The sequence below is a fragment of the Domibacillus sp. F004 genome (assembly GCF_057814295.1).
On sequence record NZ_JBVATB010000014.1, the window covers coordinates 1 to 20,001 of the forward strand.

Annotated in this window: 11 protein-coding genes, 18 tRNA genes and 1 rRNA gene; 20 read left to right on the forward strand and 10 right to left on the reverse strand. The window is 39.1% G+C overall.

Going from position 1 to position 20,001, the window contains the following annotated elements; genetic code table 11:
• The 19 genes from rrf to ACZYRN_RS18830 all read left to right on the forward strand — a co-directional run.
• Nucleotides 1-94 (forward strand): 5S ribosomal RNA (gene rrf / locus ACZYRN_RS18740); the annotation flags it as partial.
• A 183-nt stretch (nucleotides 95-277) separates the two neighbouring features.
• Nucleotides 278-352 (forward strand) — tRNA-Asn (locus ACZYRN_RS18745).
• 52 nt (nucleotides 353-404) lie between these two features.
• Nucleotides 405-476: transfer RNA gene (locus ACZYRN_RS18750), tRNA-Glu, on the forward strand.
• A 104-nt stretch (nucleotides 477-580) separates the two neighbouring features.
• Nucleotides 581-656 (forward strand) — tRNA-Lys (locus ACZYRN_RS18755).
• Nucleotides 657-664: 8 nt separating this feature from the next.
• Nucleotides 665-746 (forward strand) — tRNA-Leu (locus ACZYRN_RS18760).
• Nucleotides 747-750: 4 nt separating this feature from the next.
• Nucleotides 751-825, forward strand: a tRNA-Gly gene (locus ACZYRN_RS18765).
• Between the two features lie 15 nt (nucleotides 826-840).
• Nucleotides 841-929 (forward strand) — tRNA-Leu (locus ACZYRN_RS18770).
• Nucleotides 930-1,063: 134 nt separating this feature from the next.
• Nucleotides 1,064-1,140 (forward strand) — tRNA-Pro (locus ACZYRN_RS18775).
• A gap of 12 nt (nucleotides 1,141-1,152) precedes the next feature.
• Nucleotides 1,153-1,228 (forward strand) — tRNA-Ala (locus ACZYRN_RS18780).
• 97 nt (nucleotides 1,229-1,325) lie between these two features.
• Nucleotides 1,326-1,418, forward strand: a tRNA-Ser gene (locus ACZYRN_RS18785).
• Between the two features lie 17 nt (nucleotides 1,419-1,435).
• Nucleotides 1,436-1,509: transfer RNA gene (locus tag ACZYRN_RS18790), tRNA-Met, on the forward strand.
• Between the two features lie 5 nt (nucleotides 1,510-1,514).
• Nucleotides 1,515-1,591: transfer RNA gene (locus tag ACZYRN_RS18795), tRNA-Asp, on the forward strand.
• 11 nt (nucleotides 1,592-1,602) lie between these two features.
• A tRNA-Phe gene (locus tag ACZYRN_RS18800) sits at nucleotides 1,603-1,678 on the forward strand.
• An 87-nt stretch (nucleotides 1,679-1,765) separates the two neighbouring features.
• Nucleotides 1,766-1,839: transfer RNA gene (locus tag ACZYRN_RS18805), tRNA-Gly, on the forward strand.
• A 13-nt stretch (nucleotides 1,840-1,852) separates the two neighbouring features.
• Nucleotides 1,853-1,926, forward strand: a tRNA-Ile gene (locus tag ACZYRN_RS18810).
• Nucleotides 1,927-1,970: 44 nt separating this feature from the next.
• Nucleotides 1,971-2,054, forward strand: a tRNA-Tyr gene (locus ACZYRN_RS18815).
• Between the two features lie 15 nt (nucleotides 2,055-2,069).
• Nucleotides 2,070-2,143, forward strand: a tRNA-Trp gene (locus ACZYRN_RS18820).
• Nucleotides 2,144-2,167: 24 nt separating this feature from the next.
• Nucleotides 2,168-2,243: transfer RNA gene (locus ACZYRN_RS18825), tRNA-His, on the forward strand.
• A 16-nt stretch (nucleotides 2,244-2,259) separates the two neighbouring features.
• Nucleotides 2,260-2,334, forward strand: a tRNA-Gln gene (locus ACZYRN_RS18830).
• Nucleotides 2,335-2,961: 627 nt separating this feature from the next.
• Here the strand turns inward: ACZYRN_RS18830 and ACZYRN_RS18835 are convergent.
• The 5 genes from ACZYRN_RS18835 to ACZYRN_RS18855 all read right to left on the reverse strand — a co-directional run bounded on the left by ACZYRN_RS18835 (nucleotide 2,962) and on the right by ACZYRN_RS18855 (nucleotide 8,973).
• Nucleotides 2,962-4,563, reverse strand: coding sequence for an FAD-dependent oxidoreductase (locus ACZYRN_RS18835; RefSeq protein ID WP_488913138.1), 1,602 nt, complete (start codon nucleotides 4,561-4,563; stop codon nucleotides 2,962-2,964).
• Nucleotides 4,564-4,824: 261 nt separating this feature from the next.
• Nucleotides 4,825-5,361: a MerR family transcriptional regulator gene (locus ACZYRN_RS18840; protein WP_488913119.1), complete on the reverse strand. Its 537-nt coding sequence runs from the start codon at nucleotides 5,359-5,361 to the stop codon at nucleotides 4,825-4,827.
• Nucleotides 5,362-5,951: 590 nt separating this feature from the next.
• Nucleotides 5,952-7,064 carry an ATP-binding protein gene (locus ACZYRN_RS18845; protein ID WP_488913120.1) on the reverse strand — a complete coding sequence of 371 codons (1,113 nt, stop codon included), beginning with the start codon at nucleotides 7,062-7,064 and terminating at the stop codon, nucleotides 5,952-5,954.
• 279 nt (nucleotides 7,065-7,343) lie between these two features.
• Complete coding sequence (locus ACZYRN_RS18850; RefSeq protein WP_488913121.1) at nucleotides 7,344-8,342, reverse strand: inorganic phosphate transporter; 999 nt, start codon at nucleotides 8,340-8,342, stop codon at nucleotides 7,344-7,346.
• A 13-nt stretch (nucleotides 8,343-8,355) separates the two neighbouring features.
• Entirely contained in the window at nucleotides 8,356-8,973 is a 618-nt protein-coding gene (locus ACZYRN_RS18855; protein ID WP_488913122.1) for a DUF47 domain-containing protein, read from the reverse strand.
• 676 nt (nucleotides 8,974-9,649) lie between these two features.
• On the opposite strand from ACZYRN_RS18855, the gene ACZYRN_RS18860 reads away from it, so the two are divergent.
• Nucleotides 9,650-9,901 carry a hypothetical protein gene (locus ACZYRN_RS18860; RefSeq protein WP_488913123.1) on the forward strand — a complete coding sequence of 84 codons (252 nt, stop codon included), beginning with the start codon at nucleotides 9,650-9,652 and terminating at the stop codon, nucleotides 9,899-9,901.
• A 278-nt stretch (nucleotides 9,902-10,179) separates the two neighbouring features.
• Here the strand turns inward: ACZYRN_RS18860 and cysI are convergent, their stop codons facing one another.
• The 5 genes from cysI to ACZYRN_RS18885 all read right to left on the reverse strand — a co-directional run bounded on the left by cysI (nucleotide 10,180) and on the right by ACZYRN_RS18885 (nucleotide 19,982).
• Entirely contained in the window at nucleotides 10,180-11,901 is a 1,722-nt protein-coding gene (gene cysI / locus ACZYRN_RS18865; RefSeq protein ID WP_488913124.1) for an assimilatory sulfite reductase (NADPH) hemoprotein subunit, read from the reverse strand.
• Nucleotides 11,902-11,927: 26 nt separating this feature from the next.
• Complete coding sequence (locus ACZYRN_RS18870; protein ID WP_488913125.1) at nucleotides 11,928-13,751, reverse strand: assimilatory sulfite reductase (NADPH) flavoprotein subunit; 1,824 nt, start codon at nucleotides 13,749-13,751, stop codon at nucleotides 11,928-11,930.
• Between the two features lie 309 nt (nucleotides 13,752-14,060).
• Nucleotides 14,061-17,330 carry a fused isobutyryl-CoA mutase/GTPase IcmF gene (gene icmF / locus ACZYRN_RS18875; RefSeq protein WP_488913126.1) on the reverse strand — a complete coding sequence of 1,090 codons (3,270 nt, stop codon included), beginning with the start codon at nucleotides 17,328-17,330 and terminating at the stop codon, nucleotides 14,061-14,063.
• Between the two features lie 29 nt (nucleotides 17,331-17,359).
• On the reverse strand, nucleotides 17,360-18,502 hold the full coding sequence (locus tag ACZYRN_RS18880) for an acyl-CoA dehydrogenase (RefSeq protein ID WP_488913127.1): 1,143 nt from the start codon (nucleotides 18,500-18,502) through the stop codon (nucleotides 17,360-17,362).
• A 202-nt stretch (nucleotides 18,503-18,704) separates the two neighbouring features.
• Nucleotides 18,705-19,982: a dihydrolipoamide acetyltransferase family protein gene (locus ACZYRN_RS18885; protein ID WP_488913139.1), complete on the reverse strand. Its 1,278-nt coding sequence runs from the start codon at nucleotides 19,980-19,982 to the stop codon at nucleotides 18,705-18,707.
• Between the last annotated feature and the right edge of the window lie 19 nt (nucleotides 19,983-20,001).

Here is a 20,001-nt window from a genome sequence, read left to right on the forward strand (position 1 = left end):
TCACACCCGTTCCCATCCCGAACACGGCAGTTAAGCTCTTCAGCGCCGATGGTAGTTGGGGGTTTCCCCCTGTGAGAGCAGGACGCCGCCAGGCAGTAAAAAAAGAACAGTGAAAACTGTTCTTTTTTTGTTAATATGAAACAAAAAAATATTGATTAAATGTTATAAAAATGATATGATTTTATAGCTGTCGTTTATTAATAAGCAAAGAAATTAAGCGCTCCAGAGGTATACTATTAGTTGAAACAGTATTTAAATTATTATCAACTTATATTATTCCGCAGTAGCTCAGTGGTAGAGCAATCGGCTGTTAACCGATCGGTCGCAAGTTCGAGTCTTGCCTGCGGAGCCATTTTTATGGATGCTTTCTATCGAGCATACTCACCTATACATACTAGCATGGTGGCCCCTTGGTCAAGCGGTTAAGACACCGCCCTTTCACGGCGGTAACACGGGTTCGAATCCCGTAGGGGTCATATACTTCATCATTATTTACAATTTTAAAATGCTGATGTAGAGCAATTGAACTTTAATTAGTTGGGCATAGGATTTTAATTCCTTCTGCTAACAACACTTTTAAGAGCCATTAGCTCAGTTGGTAGAGCATCTGACTTTTAATCAGAGGGTCGAAGGTTCGAATCCTTCATGGCTCACCATTTATATTGCGGGTGTGGCGGAATTGGCAGACGCACCAGACTTAGGATCTGGCGCCGCAAGGCGTGGGGGTTCAAGTCCCTTCACCCGCACTTTGCGGAAGTAGTTCAGTGGTAGAACATCACCTTGCCAAGGTGGGGGTCGCGGGTTCGAATCCCGTCTTCCGCTCCAATAATTGAATGATGTGCCGGGGTGGCGGAACTGGCAGACGCACAGGACTTAAAATCCTGCGGTAGGTGACTACCGTACCGGTTCGATTCCGGTTCTCGGCACCATTTATTATTTAAAAAAGTGAATTTTTGTATACATTATTTAACAATGATTGAAAGATGAAAGACACAATTTCATCTGATCTTGCCAATAAAATATATATTTGATAAAGAAATTTTAAAATTATCATTTTTAGAATCGGGAAGTAGCTCAGCTTGGTAGAGCACTTGGTTTGGGACCAAGGGGTCGCAGGTTCGAATCCTGTCTTCCCGACCAATTAAAATATTGGGGGCCTTAGCTCAGCTGGGAGAGCGCCTGCTTTGCACGCAGGAGGTCAGCGGTTCGATCCCGCTAGGCTCCACCATCAATTATGTTTTCTTTATAAAGGCATTAATTGGAGTATACGATTCATCATTGCCTAATTGCAGGTTCTAGTTTATAAGCTAGATCGTTTATCTTATGGAGGAATACCCAAGTCTGGCTGAAGGGATCGGTCTTGAAAACCGACAGGGGAGTCAAATCCCGCGGGGGTTCGAATCCCTCTTCCTCCTCCATTTTATTTTATTATTATCGCGGGGTGGAGCAGCTCGGTAGCTCGTCGGGCTCATAACCCGAAGGTCGCAGGTTCAAATCCTGCCCCCGCAATCGTTGGTCCGGTAGTTCAGTTGGTTAGAATGCCTGCCTGTCACGCAGGAGGTCGCGGGTTCGAGTCCCGTCCGGACCGCCATTTTTAAATATGGCTTAGTAGCTCAGTTGGTAGAGCAAAGGACTGAAAATCCTTGTGTCGGCGGTTCGATTCCGTCCTGAGCCACCATTTTTAATTATAGTAGGCAAAGTGTTTAATGAATTAGATTGTAGTTTTGATTCTGATCAGACGCCTAGTCTGTTTTTTTATCTTTTAGCGGGTGTAGTTTAATGGTAAAACCTCAGCCTTCCAAGCTGATGTCGTGGGTTCGATTCCCATCACCCGCTCCATTATTTATATAATGGGCCTGTAGCTCAGCTGGTTAGAGCGCACGCCTGATAAGCGTGAGGTCGATGGTTCGAGTCCATTCAGGCCCATTTATTCTGCAGTAGCTCAGTGGTAGAACAACTAAACTAAATATGGAGGGGTAGCGAAGTGGCTAAACGCGGCGGACTGTAAATCCGCTCCTTCGGGTTCGGCAGTTCGAATCTGCCCCCCTCCACCATATCATTCCTTGCAGAGGGGCATAGTTTAACGGTAGAACAGAGGTCTCCAAAACCTCCAGTGTGGGTTCGATTCCTACTGCCCCTGCCAAATCAACTAATGAATAAAATAATGGCGGTCGTGGCGAAGTGGTTAACGCATCGGATTGTGGCTCCGACACTCGGGGGTTCGATTCCCCTCGATCGCCCCATATTTTCATTTTTTATTGGGCTATAGCCAAGCGGTAAGGCAACGGACTTTGACTCCGTCACGCGCTGGTTCGAATCCAGCTAGCCCAGCCACATTAATTCGGATTATTTCAAATATAGAATCTAGGTTTGTCACGATGGTGGGTTCAAGTTTGAAACTCGCATTCTCCATACATAATTTAAGATAGAACAACCGATTAGTCAAACCGCTGTCTCAAAAAGTCATTAAAATACCTCACTAGATTGCTCAATCCTACCCACTTTACTTTATAAACAGACCTTATCATTTCTAGTCAACTTTCTTTTTAACTAAAACAGGAATATCCATTTTCTCTATAAATGTCATTAGAGACTTTATACATGGGTTTAGGTTTGATGTGTTTCCCTCTATCGGCAAAGTAGTGCTCAATTTGTTTAATCCAATAATTTTACTCCCCATATAGCAGCTAAATCAACTTTAATTTCCTACACAATTGTGGATAATACTAGAACCTTCATGAAAGTTCGGTAGCTTTTTTGACTCTTAAGCTAACTCACCAAGGTTTTCATCCACGTTAATATATTACAAAAAGGTATCTAAAAAACGTATGGTTAATAGCTGGTCATTGATAATATGCTTGCGTCGATTGGAGCAATTTTCACCCTTCAAATTGACAAAGAAGGAGATAGTGATTACATCAAAAACTGCAGCAGAGCGCTTCTGCTGCAGTAAGGTCAACTTTAATAGCCGGAATCCTCCGATGTAAGATTGTCCAGCATCGTATGATCATGCCGCTGTAACGGTTTTTCGGCCGGACCTTCAATGACTTCTCCGGTATATGAAAACCTTGATCCATGGCATGGGCAATCCCAAGTCCGGTCACCATTATTCCATTCAACTTCACAACCTATGTGAGTGCAGGTTGTGTCTACAATATGTAGTTTCCCTTCATCATCTTTATAAGCACCTTTTCTGTGTCCTTTGATAGTAATAACTGCCCCTTCGCCATTAGCTAAGTCTTTCGCATTTTTAGTAGGCCATTCAAGTTTTCCTTTAATTAAATGGGCGGCGACATCTGCATTCTCTACTAGGAAATTTTTCAGACTAGGATGCGCATAAAATCGTGATGGGGTATAGAGACTTTGATAGGCATTTTTTTTGTTTAAAATCATATCTCGAAATAAAAGAGCAGCAGCCGTACCGTTAGACATCCCCCATTTTCTGTAACCAGTAGCGATCAAGATATTAGGCTGGTTGGCGGTTATTTCTCCAATATAAGGAATCTTGTCCAGTGTGGTTAAATCCTGGGCTGACCAACGATAGAGAATGTGTTCAAGTCCAAAAACCTGTTCACCAAAGGTTTCCAACGCTTTGTAATATTCCATCGTGTCTTTTCCTTGACCGGTTTTATGACTCTCTCCTCCAATAAGCACAATCTCTTCGCCGTTCATCGTGGCGGAACGAAGTGAACGTGCCGGCTGATCGACACTAAGGTACATACCGCCTGGATAGGCTTTCTTTGTTTTGGCAGCAAGAATATATGAACGATCTGCATACATTCTTGTCGAATAAAACCCTAGCCCCTCATAAAATGGGAAATGTGAGCAAGAAAGGACATGGTTGCACTTGACACGTAATCCTTCACGAGTCAGAACGGTTGGCTGATGCCCAGTTTCAACATTTACAGCTGTCGTGTTTTCAAAGATAAGACCGCCTTTTTCCTTGATAATTTTAATAAGATGAGTCAGATATTTAAGAGGATGAAACTGAGCCTGATTTTTCATAACAAGTCCATTTTTTATTTCTATATCGAAAGGAATAGTTTCAACCAGTCCGCCATCTATCCCGATATTTTCGTATGCTTTCGCTTCTTTCTCAATTTTGCTTGCATATTCATTTGTGGTGGCATACAGGTAAGCATCCTGTGTGTTAAAGTCACAATTAATTTGATGTTGGTCTACTGTTTTTTTGATAAAGTTTAGCGCTTCCACATTAGCTTCATAATATAACCGAGTCTTGTTTTTTCCGAAATGATGAGTGAATTCATCATAGATTAAATCATGCTGGGCAGTGATTTTCGCTGTTGTGTGTCCCGTCGTTCCATTCAGCAATTTTCCCGCTTCTAAAACGGCCACCTTTAATCCTTCATTAGCTAAAAGGTAAGCAGATGTGATTCCAGTAATACCGCCTCCCACAATCACAGCGTCTACATGAATATCTTTATCCAAACATGGAAATTCAGACAAATCAATAAAGTCTCTCCAATAGGGCTCAGGAACCGGTGGTAATTTTCCGCCTGGTAGATTGTTATCGGTCACAATAAATCCTCCATTTGATACCATAATAACAGTAGGTTTTCCATTTATCAGAAAACTATACATAGTCTATAAGCCAGAATTTAAAAAAGGAGTCTGCTTTTGGAATAGATTGATCAAAAGCAGACTCCTTTTTTATTAAACATTCAATGAAAGATAATTTAGCTATTTTGTTCAGGCTTTCAAAGGTTTACGATTAGGTGAAAAAATTAATCTATTGAGTCTCAAAAATATAAATACTCATTCTCGTTTTATGTCCCTTTACGAGAACAATATCATTACTTCTGCTTATTCGCTCATCTGAAACATACGTCCTAAAAATCCCTTTTTTCTATTATTTACTTCAGCTTTTCGGGCTTCTTGTGATGCTTTGAGGGATTCAAGCAACATTTGATCCCGCTTAATGAGAGAATCTTTGATGTATTGTTGTTGTTCATCTAATTTTGTAACCAGCGCCTGATTGAATTGTTGTTGTAGTTCCAGGCGATCTACAATTGTTTTTAAATCCTCACGAATGTCATTAGAGACTACATGGACTGGTTCAGTCTGAATCTGTGTCTCACCGTTAGAAAAATAATAATCAATTTGTTTAAGTGAGTAATTCTGATCACGGTTTAGCTTACGGATCAACACTAACTTGTCTAATGCCGATTGATCAAAGTAGTGATAGCCATTTTCGCCTTGTATAGTGGGAATATGGGATTTTAATTCTCTCATCCAATTGCGAACAACACCAGGACTTTCCTGAATGTGTTTTGCGGCTTCTTTGACGGTTAAGCGTAAATCATCAAGGTTTTCAGTACGTTGTTCTTCAGTTTGATTCATGTTTTCAATCATCCTTTCAAGATAAGTTTCAACGACTATGTCTGATAAAGAAACCTAGTGCAACGCTCTGCAAAGATGAATGATCCGTTTCGTGAAAGTTTTCGAGCAGGTTTTTTCGCTTATGTGTAAAGTTCGGTGCATCAAGCAAATGTCCTTTGACGAATATTGTTGGATTTTTTCTTTTTTCTGAATATAAATCTTTCATGAAAACTAAAAAGGAATGTATTCTACTCGGCTACCATGTTTGTTACTTGAAAGGTATGTTTAATTAGAAGCTTTTTTATTACAAGGGAAAGTCAATTCAATTGAAAAATCAGGGGGAGATTTTTTTGAATATGCTAAGCAGGTAAAGGGGTTGACAAAAGAAGAAGCAATGAAAATAAAGAAGATGGGCATAAACTCTCTTTATCCATGTGAGCAGCTATATTACAAGACCCTTTAAGGGGCCTTCGTAGGGGGAGCAATAGAAATATAATCACCGCAATATGGAAAAGAAGCAGACGGGAAGACCAAATATACTTATTACCTCAACACTGATGGATAAGAACATCAACCATCAAACCGAATGCTGTCATTTTATACGCTTATTTTTAGCTCTTTTCCAGTACTAATTTATTATGTACAGGTTTTTTATTACATAGGGGTAATGAAACCGTAATTTGGGTTCCAGAGCTGACTCGACTTTTTACATTTATTTTCCAGTTATGCTGTTCGATAATTTTATACGTTAGCATTAAGCCTATCCCTATTCCCTTTTCTTTATTTGAGTAAAAAGGTTCTCCTAACTTAGGAAGACGCTCTACTGGAATTCCAACTCCATGATCAGTCACCTTGATATTTATAGTTTCACCGTCCGATTTCATGCTAACATGTAAAGTTCCACCAGTTGGCATGGCTTCGATTCCATTTTGGACAATATTGAAAAAGGCTTTTTTTAATCCCTCTTGATTACACCAAATATAAGGAAGTTGATCATGTTCAAATTCAATTGCAACATTATTCATCATGGCATGTGTTTTTAACAATGTAATAACGCTTTGAAGTAATTGGACCATGTCTGTTTTTTCATAAGATGTCACTTTTGGCATTGCTAGTAAAGAGATTTCATCTATAAATGTTTCAATTTGGTTTAATTCATTTGCTATAATATCTAGGTAATCATGTTTGTATTTATCCTCTGAACTCAATAATTGCAGAAGTCCTTTCACTGATGTCAGTGGATTTCTAATTTCATGTGTAATTCCTGCGGCAATCTGTCCCACGGTCATTAATTTCTCTGTTCGATAAAGTTTTTCTTCTGCTTCTTTTTGTGCTGTAATATCTCTTAGATGTACAGCCCAATTACACACATTCTGATCCTGATCAAAAATAGCTGTGATCGAGAGCATCATATGGTATGGATATCCTTCATTTGAAACACGGATTGTCTCTAGCATTGAAGAATTGGATTCAGTCATTGAATAAGAAGAGTTATACATAGATGTTACGACGCTATGATGGTAATCCTTCATCTGTTCTATTAAATAGGGAGGAATAGAAGGACAATTAAAAATGTTAGTTCCTTCAAGCTGTTCTTTTCTCCATCCAAGCAGTTGTGAAAATGCACGATTGGCTAACACTATAGTACCTTTAAGATCTAATAAAAGAATAGGGTCTCGATTGTTTTCGATAAAAGAGGTAGAGACATCTCTAGATTTTTGCATTATATCCAACTCCATTTTATATAATATCCTTGATGTACATGAAAATAATAACATCTTGATTTCCAATTATATATGGTTATTTAGCAATATAAAAAAACGGTAGTATCCTGTCCTAGCTTAATTTGAATTAATCTTTCATTTAACTGTTAAATAAGTAGTTGTTTCTCCTATATAAAGAAAACAAAACAGACCATTTTGCCGATGAATTAAACAATTTACCCGAAAAAGGAGTTTTCTAACCATCAGTGATCATTGATGGTTAAAAAACTCCTTTTTTCATTAAAAGAATAACATTAGAATATAGTAAAAAATTGCTGCCACGGTTGCAGAGATAGGAAGTGTAATCACCCAGGTGACAAGCATACGCTGTGCTGTATTCCACTTTACGCCTTTTACACGATGTGAAGTACCAACACCGAGAATAGAAGAAGAGATAACATGGGTTGTACTGACCGGCAAATGAATCAGTGTAGCTGTGAAAATAATCAAAGCTGATGATAAATCAGCTGCCACACCATTAACCGGACGGATTTTCATAATTCTACCGCCGACTGTTTTGATAATTTTCCATCCGCCAATTGATGTTCCAAGCCCCATGGCTAGCGCACAGGATACTTGTACCCACAGCTGAATATCCGTGTTTTGTTGATAATTATTAGCAATAAGTGCCATTGTTATAATACCCATTGCTTTCTGTGCATCATTGGTACCATGAGTATATGATTGTAAGGCCGCTGTAAATATTTGGAATGCACGAAAATTCCGATTTGTCTTCGTTAAATTGTTATTTTTGAAAATGACTTTAAACAAGCTATACACAATAAATCCAACTGCAAAGGCAAGGAGAGGAGAAACAATCAATGCCTGTAAAATTTTAAAGAAGCCATTGTAATTAAGTATTTGAAATCCTGCAGATGCAATTGCAGCACCGGCAATTGACCCGATAAGGGCATGTGATGAACTGCTTGGAATACCATAGTACCATGTTAGCAAGTTCCAAAAAATCGCAGCAAGTAAAGCAGCTAAAATGACAATCGATCCATTTTCAAGCATAAAGGGATCAACAATGTCTTTCGTGATGGTTTTTGCGACACCTGTAAATGTCAATGCACCGATGAAGTTCATGACCGCAGCAAGAATAATGGCGTGGCGTGGCGTAAGTGCTTTCGTTGAAACGGCTGTTGCAATCGAATTTGCTGTGTCGTGAAAACCATTGATGAAATCAAAAGCAAGGGCAAAAAAAACAATAAGAATAGTAATAATAAATAAAGTGTCCATTGGTTAATACCTCTTAAGCATTTTTCATAATAATGGTTTCCAGTGTATTTGCAACGTCTTGGCAAGAATCTGCAATTTCTTCAAGATTCTCATAAATTTCTTTAATTTTAATTAAGCGGATCGGATCTTTTTCAATCGTGAAAATATGTTTAATGGACTGGCGTAAAACCCCGTCACAAATGGTTTCATAATCTTTAATTTTAATCGCATGTGCGCGAATATGGGGTAGTTTTTTGGCGGATAATAATTCAATTGCCTTTACAATTTCATCTGTGCATGACCGAATTGCATCAACAAATTTAAGCATATATTCATCTGCTTGCATCACAGAATACATTTCAAAAATGGCTGCTGTCTCTTCCAACCCGTCTAACACATCATCCATACTCATAGCCAGCGCTAAAATGTCTTCTCGTTCAATCGGCGTAATAAAGGAATTATTTAATTCTTTAATGACTTGATGAATATACTCATCACCTTGAGTTTCAAATCTTTTCATTTCTTCTGAAAATATTTTTAAATCGCTTGCATTTTTCAGTTTATAGTCTGCAAAATAATAAGCCCCTTCTTTTAAATTTACCGAAATAGATTCAAGCAGAACAGAAAATTTATCTTTTTTATTTTTAAACATCTAAAGGCCCCCTGTTTGTCTATGTATAACCAGTCTATTTTACCCGAAGTATGTCGAAAAAAACAGTTTTTTTATAATAGTTGGAATTGAAATTATTTTGATAATCAGGATCTGCTTTAAAAACATAAGAATCAAATCAGCTTTTTGAATCAATCATACTTATTACAGAAAATTACTTATGAATTAAAAAACGGTTGTTTTACTAATGAACTGTCTCCAATAAAGACTTATTTTAGTCATTTTTTATTAAACCAGGATAATAGGTAAATGAGCTATATCGTTAATGAGAGTTCATCTTTTCCGTTAAAAGTAAATTTTGATTTTGTTCGTTGTTGTTTTTAAAGAGAAAAGTGTAGAAGCCTCGCCTTACTGTTATACCTATTTCTTATTATCTAAAGCTGACACTTATATATTTTCATAATTTTAAAATAAGTAGATATTTTATGAAAAAGGATGAATTAATAAGAAAAAGGGTCATGCTTTTCGCTTACATTGTCAATGTTTTCGCTTACATTCACTTTGATTAAATAAGATTCCTATAAGATAATGCAATCATCTTAGAGTGGATAAATAATCCGTTTTAAAAAGAACTTACAAAACGTACATCTATGAATGATCATTGAATAAACTAGATTCCAATTATGGTGAAAAATTCAAAAAAGAAAGGAATGGTTACATGCATTCAGTGGAAGAAATTACAAATGAGCTGTTAAATGGAGAATTTGGTTATAAAGAGGTTCATTTTATTGAGAGAGAGTTTTTACCGGGAGAAGGAGATCATTACATTGGTTTTATTTATGATGTAAAAGGAACTTTCAGTGCTAATAATTATGAAGTTAGTGTGTTTTCTCATGATGGCTCGACGTTTGAAATACGAAAAGACAACGAGCAGGGATTTGATGATTTAGAAGGAAAATTTACATTATAATAGTTGAGACTGTCTATAGCCAGTTTTTAGTGATTAGAGACAACCCTTTTGAATTTAACTGATTAAAAAAAGTTGATTATTTTCTGATTTCAAGATGCATTATGCACCCATGCTCTTTCTAAATAGTATAAATGAGTTCGAGACAATATTTTGACTATAAAAAGGCGGGTGCCATTTAAGGAACCCGCCTTTTCTAATTCAATTGCAATGGTTCTTAGACATTGATTTATACTGTACATTTTTCAAGCTTAAGGACTATAGGAAATTGTTAAGCTAATTTAAGCATGAAAATTTGTGCCGTCTGTTGTTGCTTTGATGACGCCGGTGCGAATGACGAAGTCACCAAAGTGTTCACCGTCCTGCCGTTCTTTCGCGTAGCGAGGAAGAAGCACACCCAGTTCGTTTAAAATTTCTTCTTCACCAATGTTTTCCCGATACATTTTGCTTAAACGGCTGCCGTCAAAGGCTGCCCCAAGGTACATATTGTATTTGCCGGGTGCTTTGCCGATAAAACCAATTTCTCCAAGTGCATGTCGAGCACAGCCATTCGGGCAACCGGTCATACGAATCGTAATTTCTTTATCGCGAAGACCGTTTTCATCCACAATTTTATCAATTTTATCAATTAAAGTCGGTAAATAGCGTTCTGCTTCTGCCATCGCTAGACCACATGTTGGAAGAGCTACACATGCGATTGAACTGCGGCGAAGAGCGGAATAATGCTTACCATCTGTCAAACCATATTGCTCAATAAGTGCGTTGATCTTTTCCTTTTCTTTACTTGAAACATTGGAAATGATCACGTTTTGATTGGCCGTTAAACGGAATTCGCCAGTATGGATTTTAGCAATTTCACGCAAGCCAGTCATAAGCTTATAATCCTCAAAATCGGCAACGCGGCCGCCTTCGATAAACAGCGTAAAGTGCCATTTTCCTTGAACACCTTCCACCCAGCCGTAGCGGTCGCCATTACGATCGAAATGATACGGCTTCGCTTCATCTAGGTTCCAGCCAAGACGGTTTTCCAGTTCAGCTTTTACCGTTTCTAGTCCAAGTCTATCCACTGTGTACTTGAATCGAGCATTTTTACGAACGGAACGGTTTCCATAGTCGCGCTGAATTGTAATCGTTTGGTATGCCACGTCATATATTTGGTCTGGCTTACAAAAGCCGATGACTTTGGAAAGCTGAGGATATGTTGCATTGTCGCCATGTGACATGCCCATGCCGCCACCAACTGCTACATTAAATCCGATTAATTTTCCATCTTCTACAATTGCAATGAAACCAAGGTCTTGTGAAAAGACATCAATGTCATTCTCTGGTGGAACCGCGATCCCAATTTTAAACTTCCGTGGTAAATAAAGTGGTCCGTACATTGGCTCCACTTCTTCTACTTCAGGCGTACCGGCTACTTTCTCTTCATCTAGCCAAATTTCATGATACGCTCTTGTGCGTGGCAATAAATCATCACTCAATTTTTTCGCCCATTCATATACTTCCGTATGAATGTCAGATTGATGTGGATTTGAAGTACACATCACGTTTCGGTTTACGTCACCGCACGCCGCGATTGTATCTAGAAGAGATGAATGGATCTCTTGAATCGTTTTTTTCATATTCCATTTTAAAATACCATGCATTTGAAATGTTTCGCGTGTTGTTAGTTTCAACGTTCCGTTTCCGTGTTTTTGTGCAAGATCATCCATAACAAGCCATTGATTAGATGTTGCTACACCGCCTGGTAAACGAACACGTAACATGAACTGGTACGCAGGTTCAAGTTTTTGCTTTTGGCGCTCATTGCGTAGATCTCGGTCATCCTGCAAATAGCTGCCGTGATGTTTCATTAAACGATTGTCATCATCGGGAATACCGGCACTAATTTGGTCAAGCATTACTTCTCGCAGTGTGCCGCGCAAATAGTTACTTCTTTCTTTAATATCCTCAACATCGCTTGGAGGACCTTCTGGCGCTTTTAATAGTGTGTTCTTCACCATATTGATTATCTCCTTTCACTCCACAATCAGTACACATCACGCTGATAACGTTTTTGCTGTTGCATCTCAGCAACATACGCTTCCGCTTTTTCACGGACCATATTGCCTTCTTTTTCAATAATATCAATCAAAGTGTTTTGCACGTCATGCGCCATGTTTTTCTCATCGCCACAGACATAGAGAGAAGCGCCCTGTTCAAGCCACTCGAACAATTCCTTGCTATGCTCAAGCATACGGTGTTGAACGTACACTTTTTCATCTGCATCACGTGAGAATGCGACATCCATTTTGGTGAGCACGCCGTCTTTTAGCCACTTTTGCCATTCGGTTTGATATAAGAAATCTGTTACAAAATGCTGGTCACCAAAGAATAGCCATGATTTTCCTTCTGTACCGATTTCTTCACGTTCTTGCATAAAGGAACGGAAAGGCGCAATGCCCGTACCCGGTCCAACCATAATAATTGGCGTGTCTGGATTTTCCGGTAATTTGAAGTTTTGATTATGCTGAATATAAACTGGCAATGTGTCACCCGGCTCAAGACGCTCTGCACATAGAACGGAGCAGACGCCGTTTCGATCACGTCCATGTGTAGCATAGCGGACCGTGCCAATTGTCACATGAACTTCATCTGGATTAGCCGTTAAGCTGCTTGCAATTGAGTAAAGACGTGCCGGCATTTTGCGTAAAAGATCTACAAAATCCTGCGACGATACGTTAAATGGACCGAAGTCTTTGACAACATCAAGTAAATCGCGTCCTTCAATATATTCTTTCAGTTTTTCTTCATTGTCAGAACCGGTTAATTCATGCAATCCCTCAATACCAGTCAGTTGAGCGATTTTTTCCAAAAGCGGTTTTGTCAAAACAGTAATTTCATAGTGAGATGTAAATGCTTCCCGCAATGAACGAATATCACCCTGTTTATTAATCATGACGGTTTCATCTGGATTTGAATTTAATGCTTGAATAAGCTCATTAACAAGCTTGGGATCGTTTTGCGGGTAAATACCAAGCGCATCGCCAGGCTGATAAGTAAGACCGGAGCCTTCAAGCGAAATTTCAACATGACGTGTTTCTTTGTTCGAACCGCGTCCGTTTAAATTCAAGTTTTCGAGTACTTCTGCATAAAATGGATTTGTTCTCGAATAAACTGTTTCACTAGCTGCTGTTACTGCTGCTGTCGGAGCAGTAGCGCTACCTGTCACCTGTGCTTCACTTAAAGCATTTAGGACACTTTCAATCCATTCTGCTGCAGGTTCATCAAAATCAAGGTCGCAGTCAACACGCGGTGCAATACGTTCACCACCAAGCTCTTCAAGACGTTTATCGAATTGTTTTCCCGTCTCGCAGAAAAATTCATACGAACTGTCGCCAAGAGACAAAACGGAAAAACGGAGGCCATCCAGTTTTGGTGCCCGTCTTCCATGAAGAAACTCATGGAACGGCAACGCATTATCCGGCGGTTCGCCTTCTCCATGTGTACTCGCCACAATAAGCAAGTTTTGAACTTTCTTCAAATTATTTGGTTTGAAATCGCTCATGGACGAGACCGTTACTTGAAAACCGCGTTCTCCAAGTATCTTGCCTGCCTGGTCCGCAAGCCCTTGCGCGTTGCCCGTCTGTGATCCATAAAGAATAGTCACTTCTTTTGAGATTGCCTGTCCGGTGCTCACTGCAGGAAGTTCTGCCGTTGGCGCTTCCGGTATTCCAGGAACGGAAGGAGACTGAGATGCAGCAAGATAGCCACTTAGCCAGACTTTTTGTGATTCTGTCAAGGTTGGCAGAATACGGTTAAGGAGCTCTGCCTGCTCCTGATTAAAAGGACTGTTTATTACTTGAAGTTGCAATCGATATCCACCTCACAAAAAATATATACTTATCGTACGTCATTTTGTTTATAATTGAGTGGCTTCAAGAATCCTCGCCATTCACTTCTCCACGTAAAAATGATTAATTTTATCGTAGCTTTCTTATTCCGATAAGTCAAGTCGGTTTTATTTATACAAATCATTAGTAATTACTTATGATTTCGTTCTTTTTTATGACTATTTTCCAATGTTCAAGGTTGAGGATCATTTATTTTTAGAAATAAAAGCAATAAAAAAGCCTCGAAAAGCATCGCTTCTCAGGCTTATATTAAGTCAATTGTATTCAAGCTACATATTCCGTCGATATTGTCCACCAACTTCATAAAGAGCTGCTGTAATTTGACCAAGAGATGCCACTTTAACAGATTCCATTAGTTCTTCAAAAATATTTCCATTTTGTAGAGCTACTTGTTTGAGCCGATTCAATGCTTTTGATGTACTTTCTTTATTTCGAGACCAAAATTCATTCAGATGACGAATCTGGGTTTGTTTTTCTTGTTCTGTTGAACGCGCTAATTCAATTTTATACGCGTTGTCATCCGTATTTGGCTTGAGGAATGTATTAACTCCAATAATCGGCAATTCTCCAGAGTGTTTTTTATGTTCATAATAAAGCGATTCTTCTTGGATTTTTCCACGTTGATATTGTGTTTCCATCGCACCAAGTACGCCCCCTCGATCATGGATACGCATAAATTCGGCTAGTACTGCTTCTTCGACAAGATCGGTGAGTTCATCAATAATAAAAGATCCCTGCAACGGGTTTTCATTCTTCACGATTCCTAATTCTTTGTTAATAATCATTTGAATGGCCATAGCCCGACGTACAGAATTTTCAGTTGGTGTTGTGATCGCTTCATCATAGGCATTTGTATGCAAAGAGTTACAGTTGTCATTAATCGCTATTAATGCTTGCAGCGTCGTACGGATATCATTGAAGTCCATTTCTTGTGCATGAAGGGAACGACCCGATGTTTGAATATGATATTTAAGCTTTTGACTGCGTTCATTTCCCCCATACTTATTTTTAATAACTGTGGACCAAATTCGACGCGCGACGCGACCCATGACGGTGTATTCAGGATCTAACCCATTGCTGAAAAAGAAGGAGAGATTCGGTGCAAAATCATCAATGTTCATCCCGCGACTTAAGTAATATTCTACAAAAGTGAAGCCATTAGCGAGAGTAAATGCCAATTGAGAAATCGGATTGGCTCCTGCCTCGGCAATATGATATCCGCTGATACTGACAGAATAGTAGTTGCGTATTTTATGATCAATAAAATATTGCTGAATATCTCCCATCATTTTAAGTGCAAACTCGGTAGAAAAAATGCAAGTATTTTGGCCTTGATCTTCTTTTAGAATATCTGCTTGTACAGTGCCTCGCACTGTTTGCAGCGTCCATTCCTTAATCTGTTCAAATTCTTTTTTGTTAGGCCTTTTTCTATTCTTCTCTTCAAATTTCTCAACCTGCTGGTCAATAGCTGTATTCATGAACATGGCCAATATAATAGGCGCTGGTCCGTTTATAGTCATAGATACACTGGTGGATGGATCACAAAGATCAAATCCTTTATAGAGCTTTTTCATGTCATCCACTGTACAGATATTTACGCCGCTGTTTCCAATTTTCCCATAAATATCAGGTCGATAATCCGGATCTTGGCCATATAATGTGACACTGTCAAAGGCGGTAGATAATCTTTTTGCCTCATCGTTTTTACAGAGGTAATGAAATCGTCGATTAGTTCGATCAGGCGTACCTTCTCCAGCAAATTGACGTTTTGGGTCTTCATTAGTGCGCTTAAATGGAAACACACCGGCTGTATAAGGAAAAGATCCAGGGAGATTTTCTTTCATCAGCCAGCAGAGAATTTCCCCAGGATCTTCAAACTTCGGAACACTGACGCGTGGAATTTTATTTCCAGCGAGTGATTCTGTATATAACTCCGTGAGAATTTCTTTCCCGCGAACTTTCGTAACGAGTTGATTTTGTTGGTAGAGCTCACGAATTTCTGGCCACTCATCCACCATTTTTTTGCATTCTGGATGAATTGTATCTTCGTAATCAGCAATTATATCATCTAGCTTGTCCATAAAAACTTGAGCTTCTTCCTGAGACATTATGTGTCCATTGTCTTTCTCTATAAGCGCTTTTGTTCCTTGCAACTGAAATCGTTTTCGAATCAAATCTACTTGTTCTTCTGAAAATTTTTGATACTGATAAACCGTTTGGACAATTTCACCTAAATAAGCCGTTCTATCAGATGGGATAACAAGGTTTTTCTTTATTACTTTTTTTAATTCAGTATCATAGTCTGTTGGCCAACTGCTATTTGTTTTCTCCTCAACCAACTTCATTAAATTAGCAAAGAGTATATTGGTTCCTTGGTCATTAAACTGACTAGCAATAGTTCCAAATATGGGCAAATTCACATCCGGTAGATCAAATAACTGACGACTTCTCTGAAATTGCTTACGGACATCGCGCAACGCATCTTCAGAGCCCCGGCGTTCAAATTTGTTGATGACAACTAGATCAGCAAAATCAAGCATATCGATTTTTTCAAGCTGGGTGGTAGCACCAAATTCGCTTGTCATTACATACATGGATATGTCACATAGGTCAACAATGCCAGAGGCTCCTTGTCCAATTCCACTTGTTTCAATAATAACGAAATCATAGCCAGCTATTTTGACTACATTGATGGCTTCCTTTGTGGCATCACTTAATTCTGTATTAGATCCCCGAGTTGCTAGACTTCGCATATAAACACGTGGATTGTTAATCGCATTCATTCGAATACGGTCTCCAAGTAATGCCCCCCCTGTTTTCATTTTAGAAGGATCCACGCAGATAATCGCAATGGAACGATTTGGGAACTGCCTAAGATAACGTCTTACTAATTCATCGGTTAAAGAGCTTTTTCCTGCTCCTCCAGTTCCTGTTATCCCTAAGACGGGCACATTTGGAACGTCTACTTTCCATTTCTGAATTGAGTTGATCCCTTCTGTTCCATTTATCAATTGGTTTTCCTCGGCCATCGTGATTAATTTTGCGATTGAACCCCAATGTTTTTCCTTTATCTCGGTTATTTCGTGATCCAAATGTTTTGGTGTTGGGTAATCAGTTTCCCGAATCATATGGTTAATCATGCCTTGCATCCCAAGCTCACGGCCATCATCTGGTGAAAATATTTTTGCAATGCCATATTCCATTAATTCCTTAATCTCAGCTGGAACAATGACGCCTCCTCCTCCAGCAAAGATTTTGATATGACCAGCTCCCTTTTTCTGAAGCAAATCATACATATACTTCAAATATTCTATATGACCGCCTTGATAGGTACTTATAGCAATCCCTTGTACATCTTCCTGAATGGCCGCGTTCACCACTTCATCTACAGAACGGTTATGACCTAAATGAATGACCTCCACCCCTGAAGCTTGAAGAATACGCCGCATGATATTAATAGCCGCATCATGGCCGTCAAAGAGGGCTGCCGCTGTTACAAAGCGAACATGGTGTTTTGGTCGTAAAATTTGTGTATCCAAACGCTAGCTCACCTCTCTTCCTCTTTTTATTAGTCCTTTATAAGGTGCCCTGCAATTACCATTCGTTGAATTTCTTGTGTACCCTCATAAATCTGTGTAATCTTGGCATCACGCATATAGCGCTCTACCGGATATTCTTTTGTATATCCGTAACCACCCAATACTTGGACTGCTTCGGTAGCTACTTTCATCGCTGTATCACCAGCTAACAGTTTTGACATGGCGGACGCTTTTCCATAAGGTAAACCATTAGATTCTAGCCATGCAGCCTGATAGGTTAAAAGACGAGAAGCTTCAATGGCTGTGGCCATATCAGCCAGCTTAAAAGAAATACCTTGATTTGCAGCAATAGCCTTGCCGAATTGCTTCCGTTCTTTGGCGTACCATATAGCGGTATCCATCGCGCCTTGAGCAATTCCAACAGCTTGAGCTGCAATGCCATTTCGTCCACCATCAAGTGTCATCATAGCTACTTTGAACCCTTCGCCTTCTTTACCCAACATATTTTCTTTGGGGACATGGCAATCTTCGAATATAATCTCTGTCGTTGGAGAAGAGCGAATACCCAGTTTCTTTTCTTTTTTCCCAACAGAAAAACCAGGAAAGTCTTTTTCGACAATGAAAGAGGTGATACCGTATTTCCCGGCCGAAGGATCTGTCAAAGCAAAAACAATATACGTATCCGCAATACCGCCGTTTGTAATAAAAATTTTGGAGCCATTTAAAATGTAATCGTCGCCCTCTAATCGAGCCGATGTTGCCATACCGCCTGCATCTGAACCTGAACCAGGTTCAGTTAATCCGTAAGCACCGATTTTTTCTCCTTGTGCCATCGGTTTTAAATATTTTTGTTTTTGTTCCTCTGTTCCAAATTTCAAAATAGGCCATCCTGCTAAGGAAGTATGCGCAGAGAGTGTTACGCCGGTTGAGGCACACACACGAGACAATTCTTCCACTGCTATACAGTAAGAAATATAATCACTGCCAATTCCTCCATACTCTTCGGGCCACGGAATACCTGTTAAACCGAGCTCTGCCATTCGACGGAAAATTTCCATATCAAAGCGCTCTTCTTCATCCCGTTCAGTTGCTGTAGGTGCTACTTCCTTTTTAGCAAAATCTCGTACCATCTTTCGGATCATTTCATGCTCTTCTGCTAGCTGAAAATTCATTATAGCCTCTCCTCCTTTTATCTCTCAAATGTACGTTACTAATCATTTATTGCATTTCCTTTTTTAAAATATTTATGTAGAAGCAGACTCTTACAAACATGAATAGTTTTTAAATTAAGAAAGAAGGATAAAAAGGTACCTTTTTATCCTTTTTAGAGGTATCAAAATTTTTTTATAATTACTAATAAAAAACACTAAGTAGTTAATAAATCGTTGTTTCAGAGCCATAAGCTTCAATTTTATTTTTAACTGTTTGAAGAAACCGTCCACTAACCAATCCGTCAACAATTCGATGATCAAAGGACAAACAAATGTTCATCATATCCCGGATGGCGATCATGTCATTCATCACCACTGGACGCTTTACAATAGCTTCAACACTTAAGATAGCTGCTTGCGGATAGTTTATAATGGGGTTGGATAATATGGAGCCAAAAGAACCTGTATTGTTAACAGTAAATGTGCCTCCAGTTATGTCTTCAACTGTTAACTTTCCTTCTCGCGTCTTCCTTGCCAACAGATTGATTTCTTTTGCAAGACCAAAAATGCTTTTATGATCGGCATCTTTAAGAACCGGAACAAACAACGCATGCTCTGTTGCAACAGCAAGTGAAATGTTAATCGCTTTTTTGAGAATAATTTCTTCCTCGGTCCATTGTGAATTGAAAATGGGGAATTCTTTCAACGATTCCACTATGGATTTAATAAAAAAAGGTAAATAGGTAAGGGGCATGTTTTCTTTTTGCTTAAATTCATCTTTTATTTGATTACGATAGCGAACAAGATTTGTCACATCGCATTCAATCGTGAACCATGCATGTGGGGCTTCATGTTTACTTGTTACCATACGTCTAGCAATTGCTTTTCGAATGGCCGTATTTGGAACTTTTTGATCTTCTTTATACAGTTCACTTTCTTTTTGTATAGGTGTTTTTTCTGTTTGTTTCTTAATTACATCGTCTCTTGGATTGATGGCAGGAGGTATATTAGAAGGATCTAGAACAGCTGGTGCCACTATATCCTGTTTGATCGTTACTGCATGCAAGATGTCTTTTCTAGTAATACGTCCCCCATTTCCCGTTCCATCAATAGTAGAGAGATCTACATTATGTTCTTGTGCCAGTCTTAAAACAGCAGGTGAGTAGCGTTGTTTATTCTCCATAGGAATAACCAACTGATTTGAAGAATCTTCAGCTTGTTTTGAGGAATCATGTGTAGATGTCTTCAATGTATTGCTTTGATCATCGGAAAGAATGTAACAAATTAATCCGCCTACTGGAATGGTTGCGCCCTCATCTGCTACAATTTCTAAAATGGTTCCGTTAAAGGAGGAGGGCACTTCTGCAGTCACTTTGTCAGTCGTTACTTCACAAACCGGTTCATATTTTTTAATAGTGTCTCCTACACTGACTAACCACTTGGACACAGTGCCTTCCGTTACACTTTCCCCAAGCTGGGGCATAACTAACTTCTCTGCTATGATCGCCACCTCAATCTAT

What these genes read in the sequence shown, in the direction of transcription:
- ACZYRN_RS18835 (WP_488913138.1), bottom strand. Translation starts at nt 4,563, where the DNA reads ATGGTATCAAATGGAGGATTTATTGTGACCGATAACAATCTACCAGGC.
- ACZYRN_RS18840 (WP_488913119.1), bottom strand. Translation starts at nt 5,361, where the DNA reads ATGAATCAAACTGAAGAACAACGTACTGAAAACCTTGATGATTTACGC.
- ACZYRN_RS18845 (WP_488913120.1), bottom strand. Translation starts at nt 7,064, where the DNA reads ATGCAAAAATCTAGAGATGTCTCTACCTCTTTTATCGAAAACAATCGA.
- ACZYRN_RS18850 (WP_488913121.1), bottom strand. Translation starts at nt 8,342, where the DNA reads ATGGACACTTTATTTATTATTACTATTCTTATTGTTTTTTTTGCCCTT.
- ACZYRN_RS18855 (WP_488913122.1), bottom strand. Translation starts at nt 8,973, where the DNA reads ATGTTTAAAAATAAAAAAGATAAATTTTCTGTTCTGCTTGAATCTATT.
- ACZYRN_RS18860 (WP_488913123.1), top strand. Translation starts at nt 9,650, where the DNA reads ATGCATTCAGTGGAAGAAATTACAAATGAGCTGTTAAATGGAGAATTT.
- cysI (WP_488913124.1), bottom strand. Translation starts at nt 11,901, where the DNA reads ATGGTGAAGAACACACTATTAAAAGCGCCAGAAGGTCCTCCAAGCGAT.
- ACZYRN_RS18880 (WP_488913127.1), bottom strand. Translation starts at nt 18,502, where the DNA reads ATGAATTTTCAGCTAGCAGAAGAGCATGAAATGATCCGAAAGATGGTA.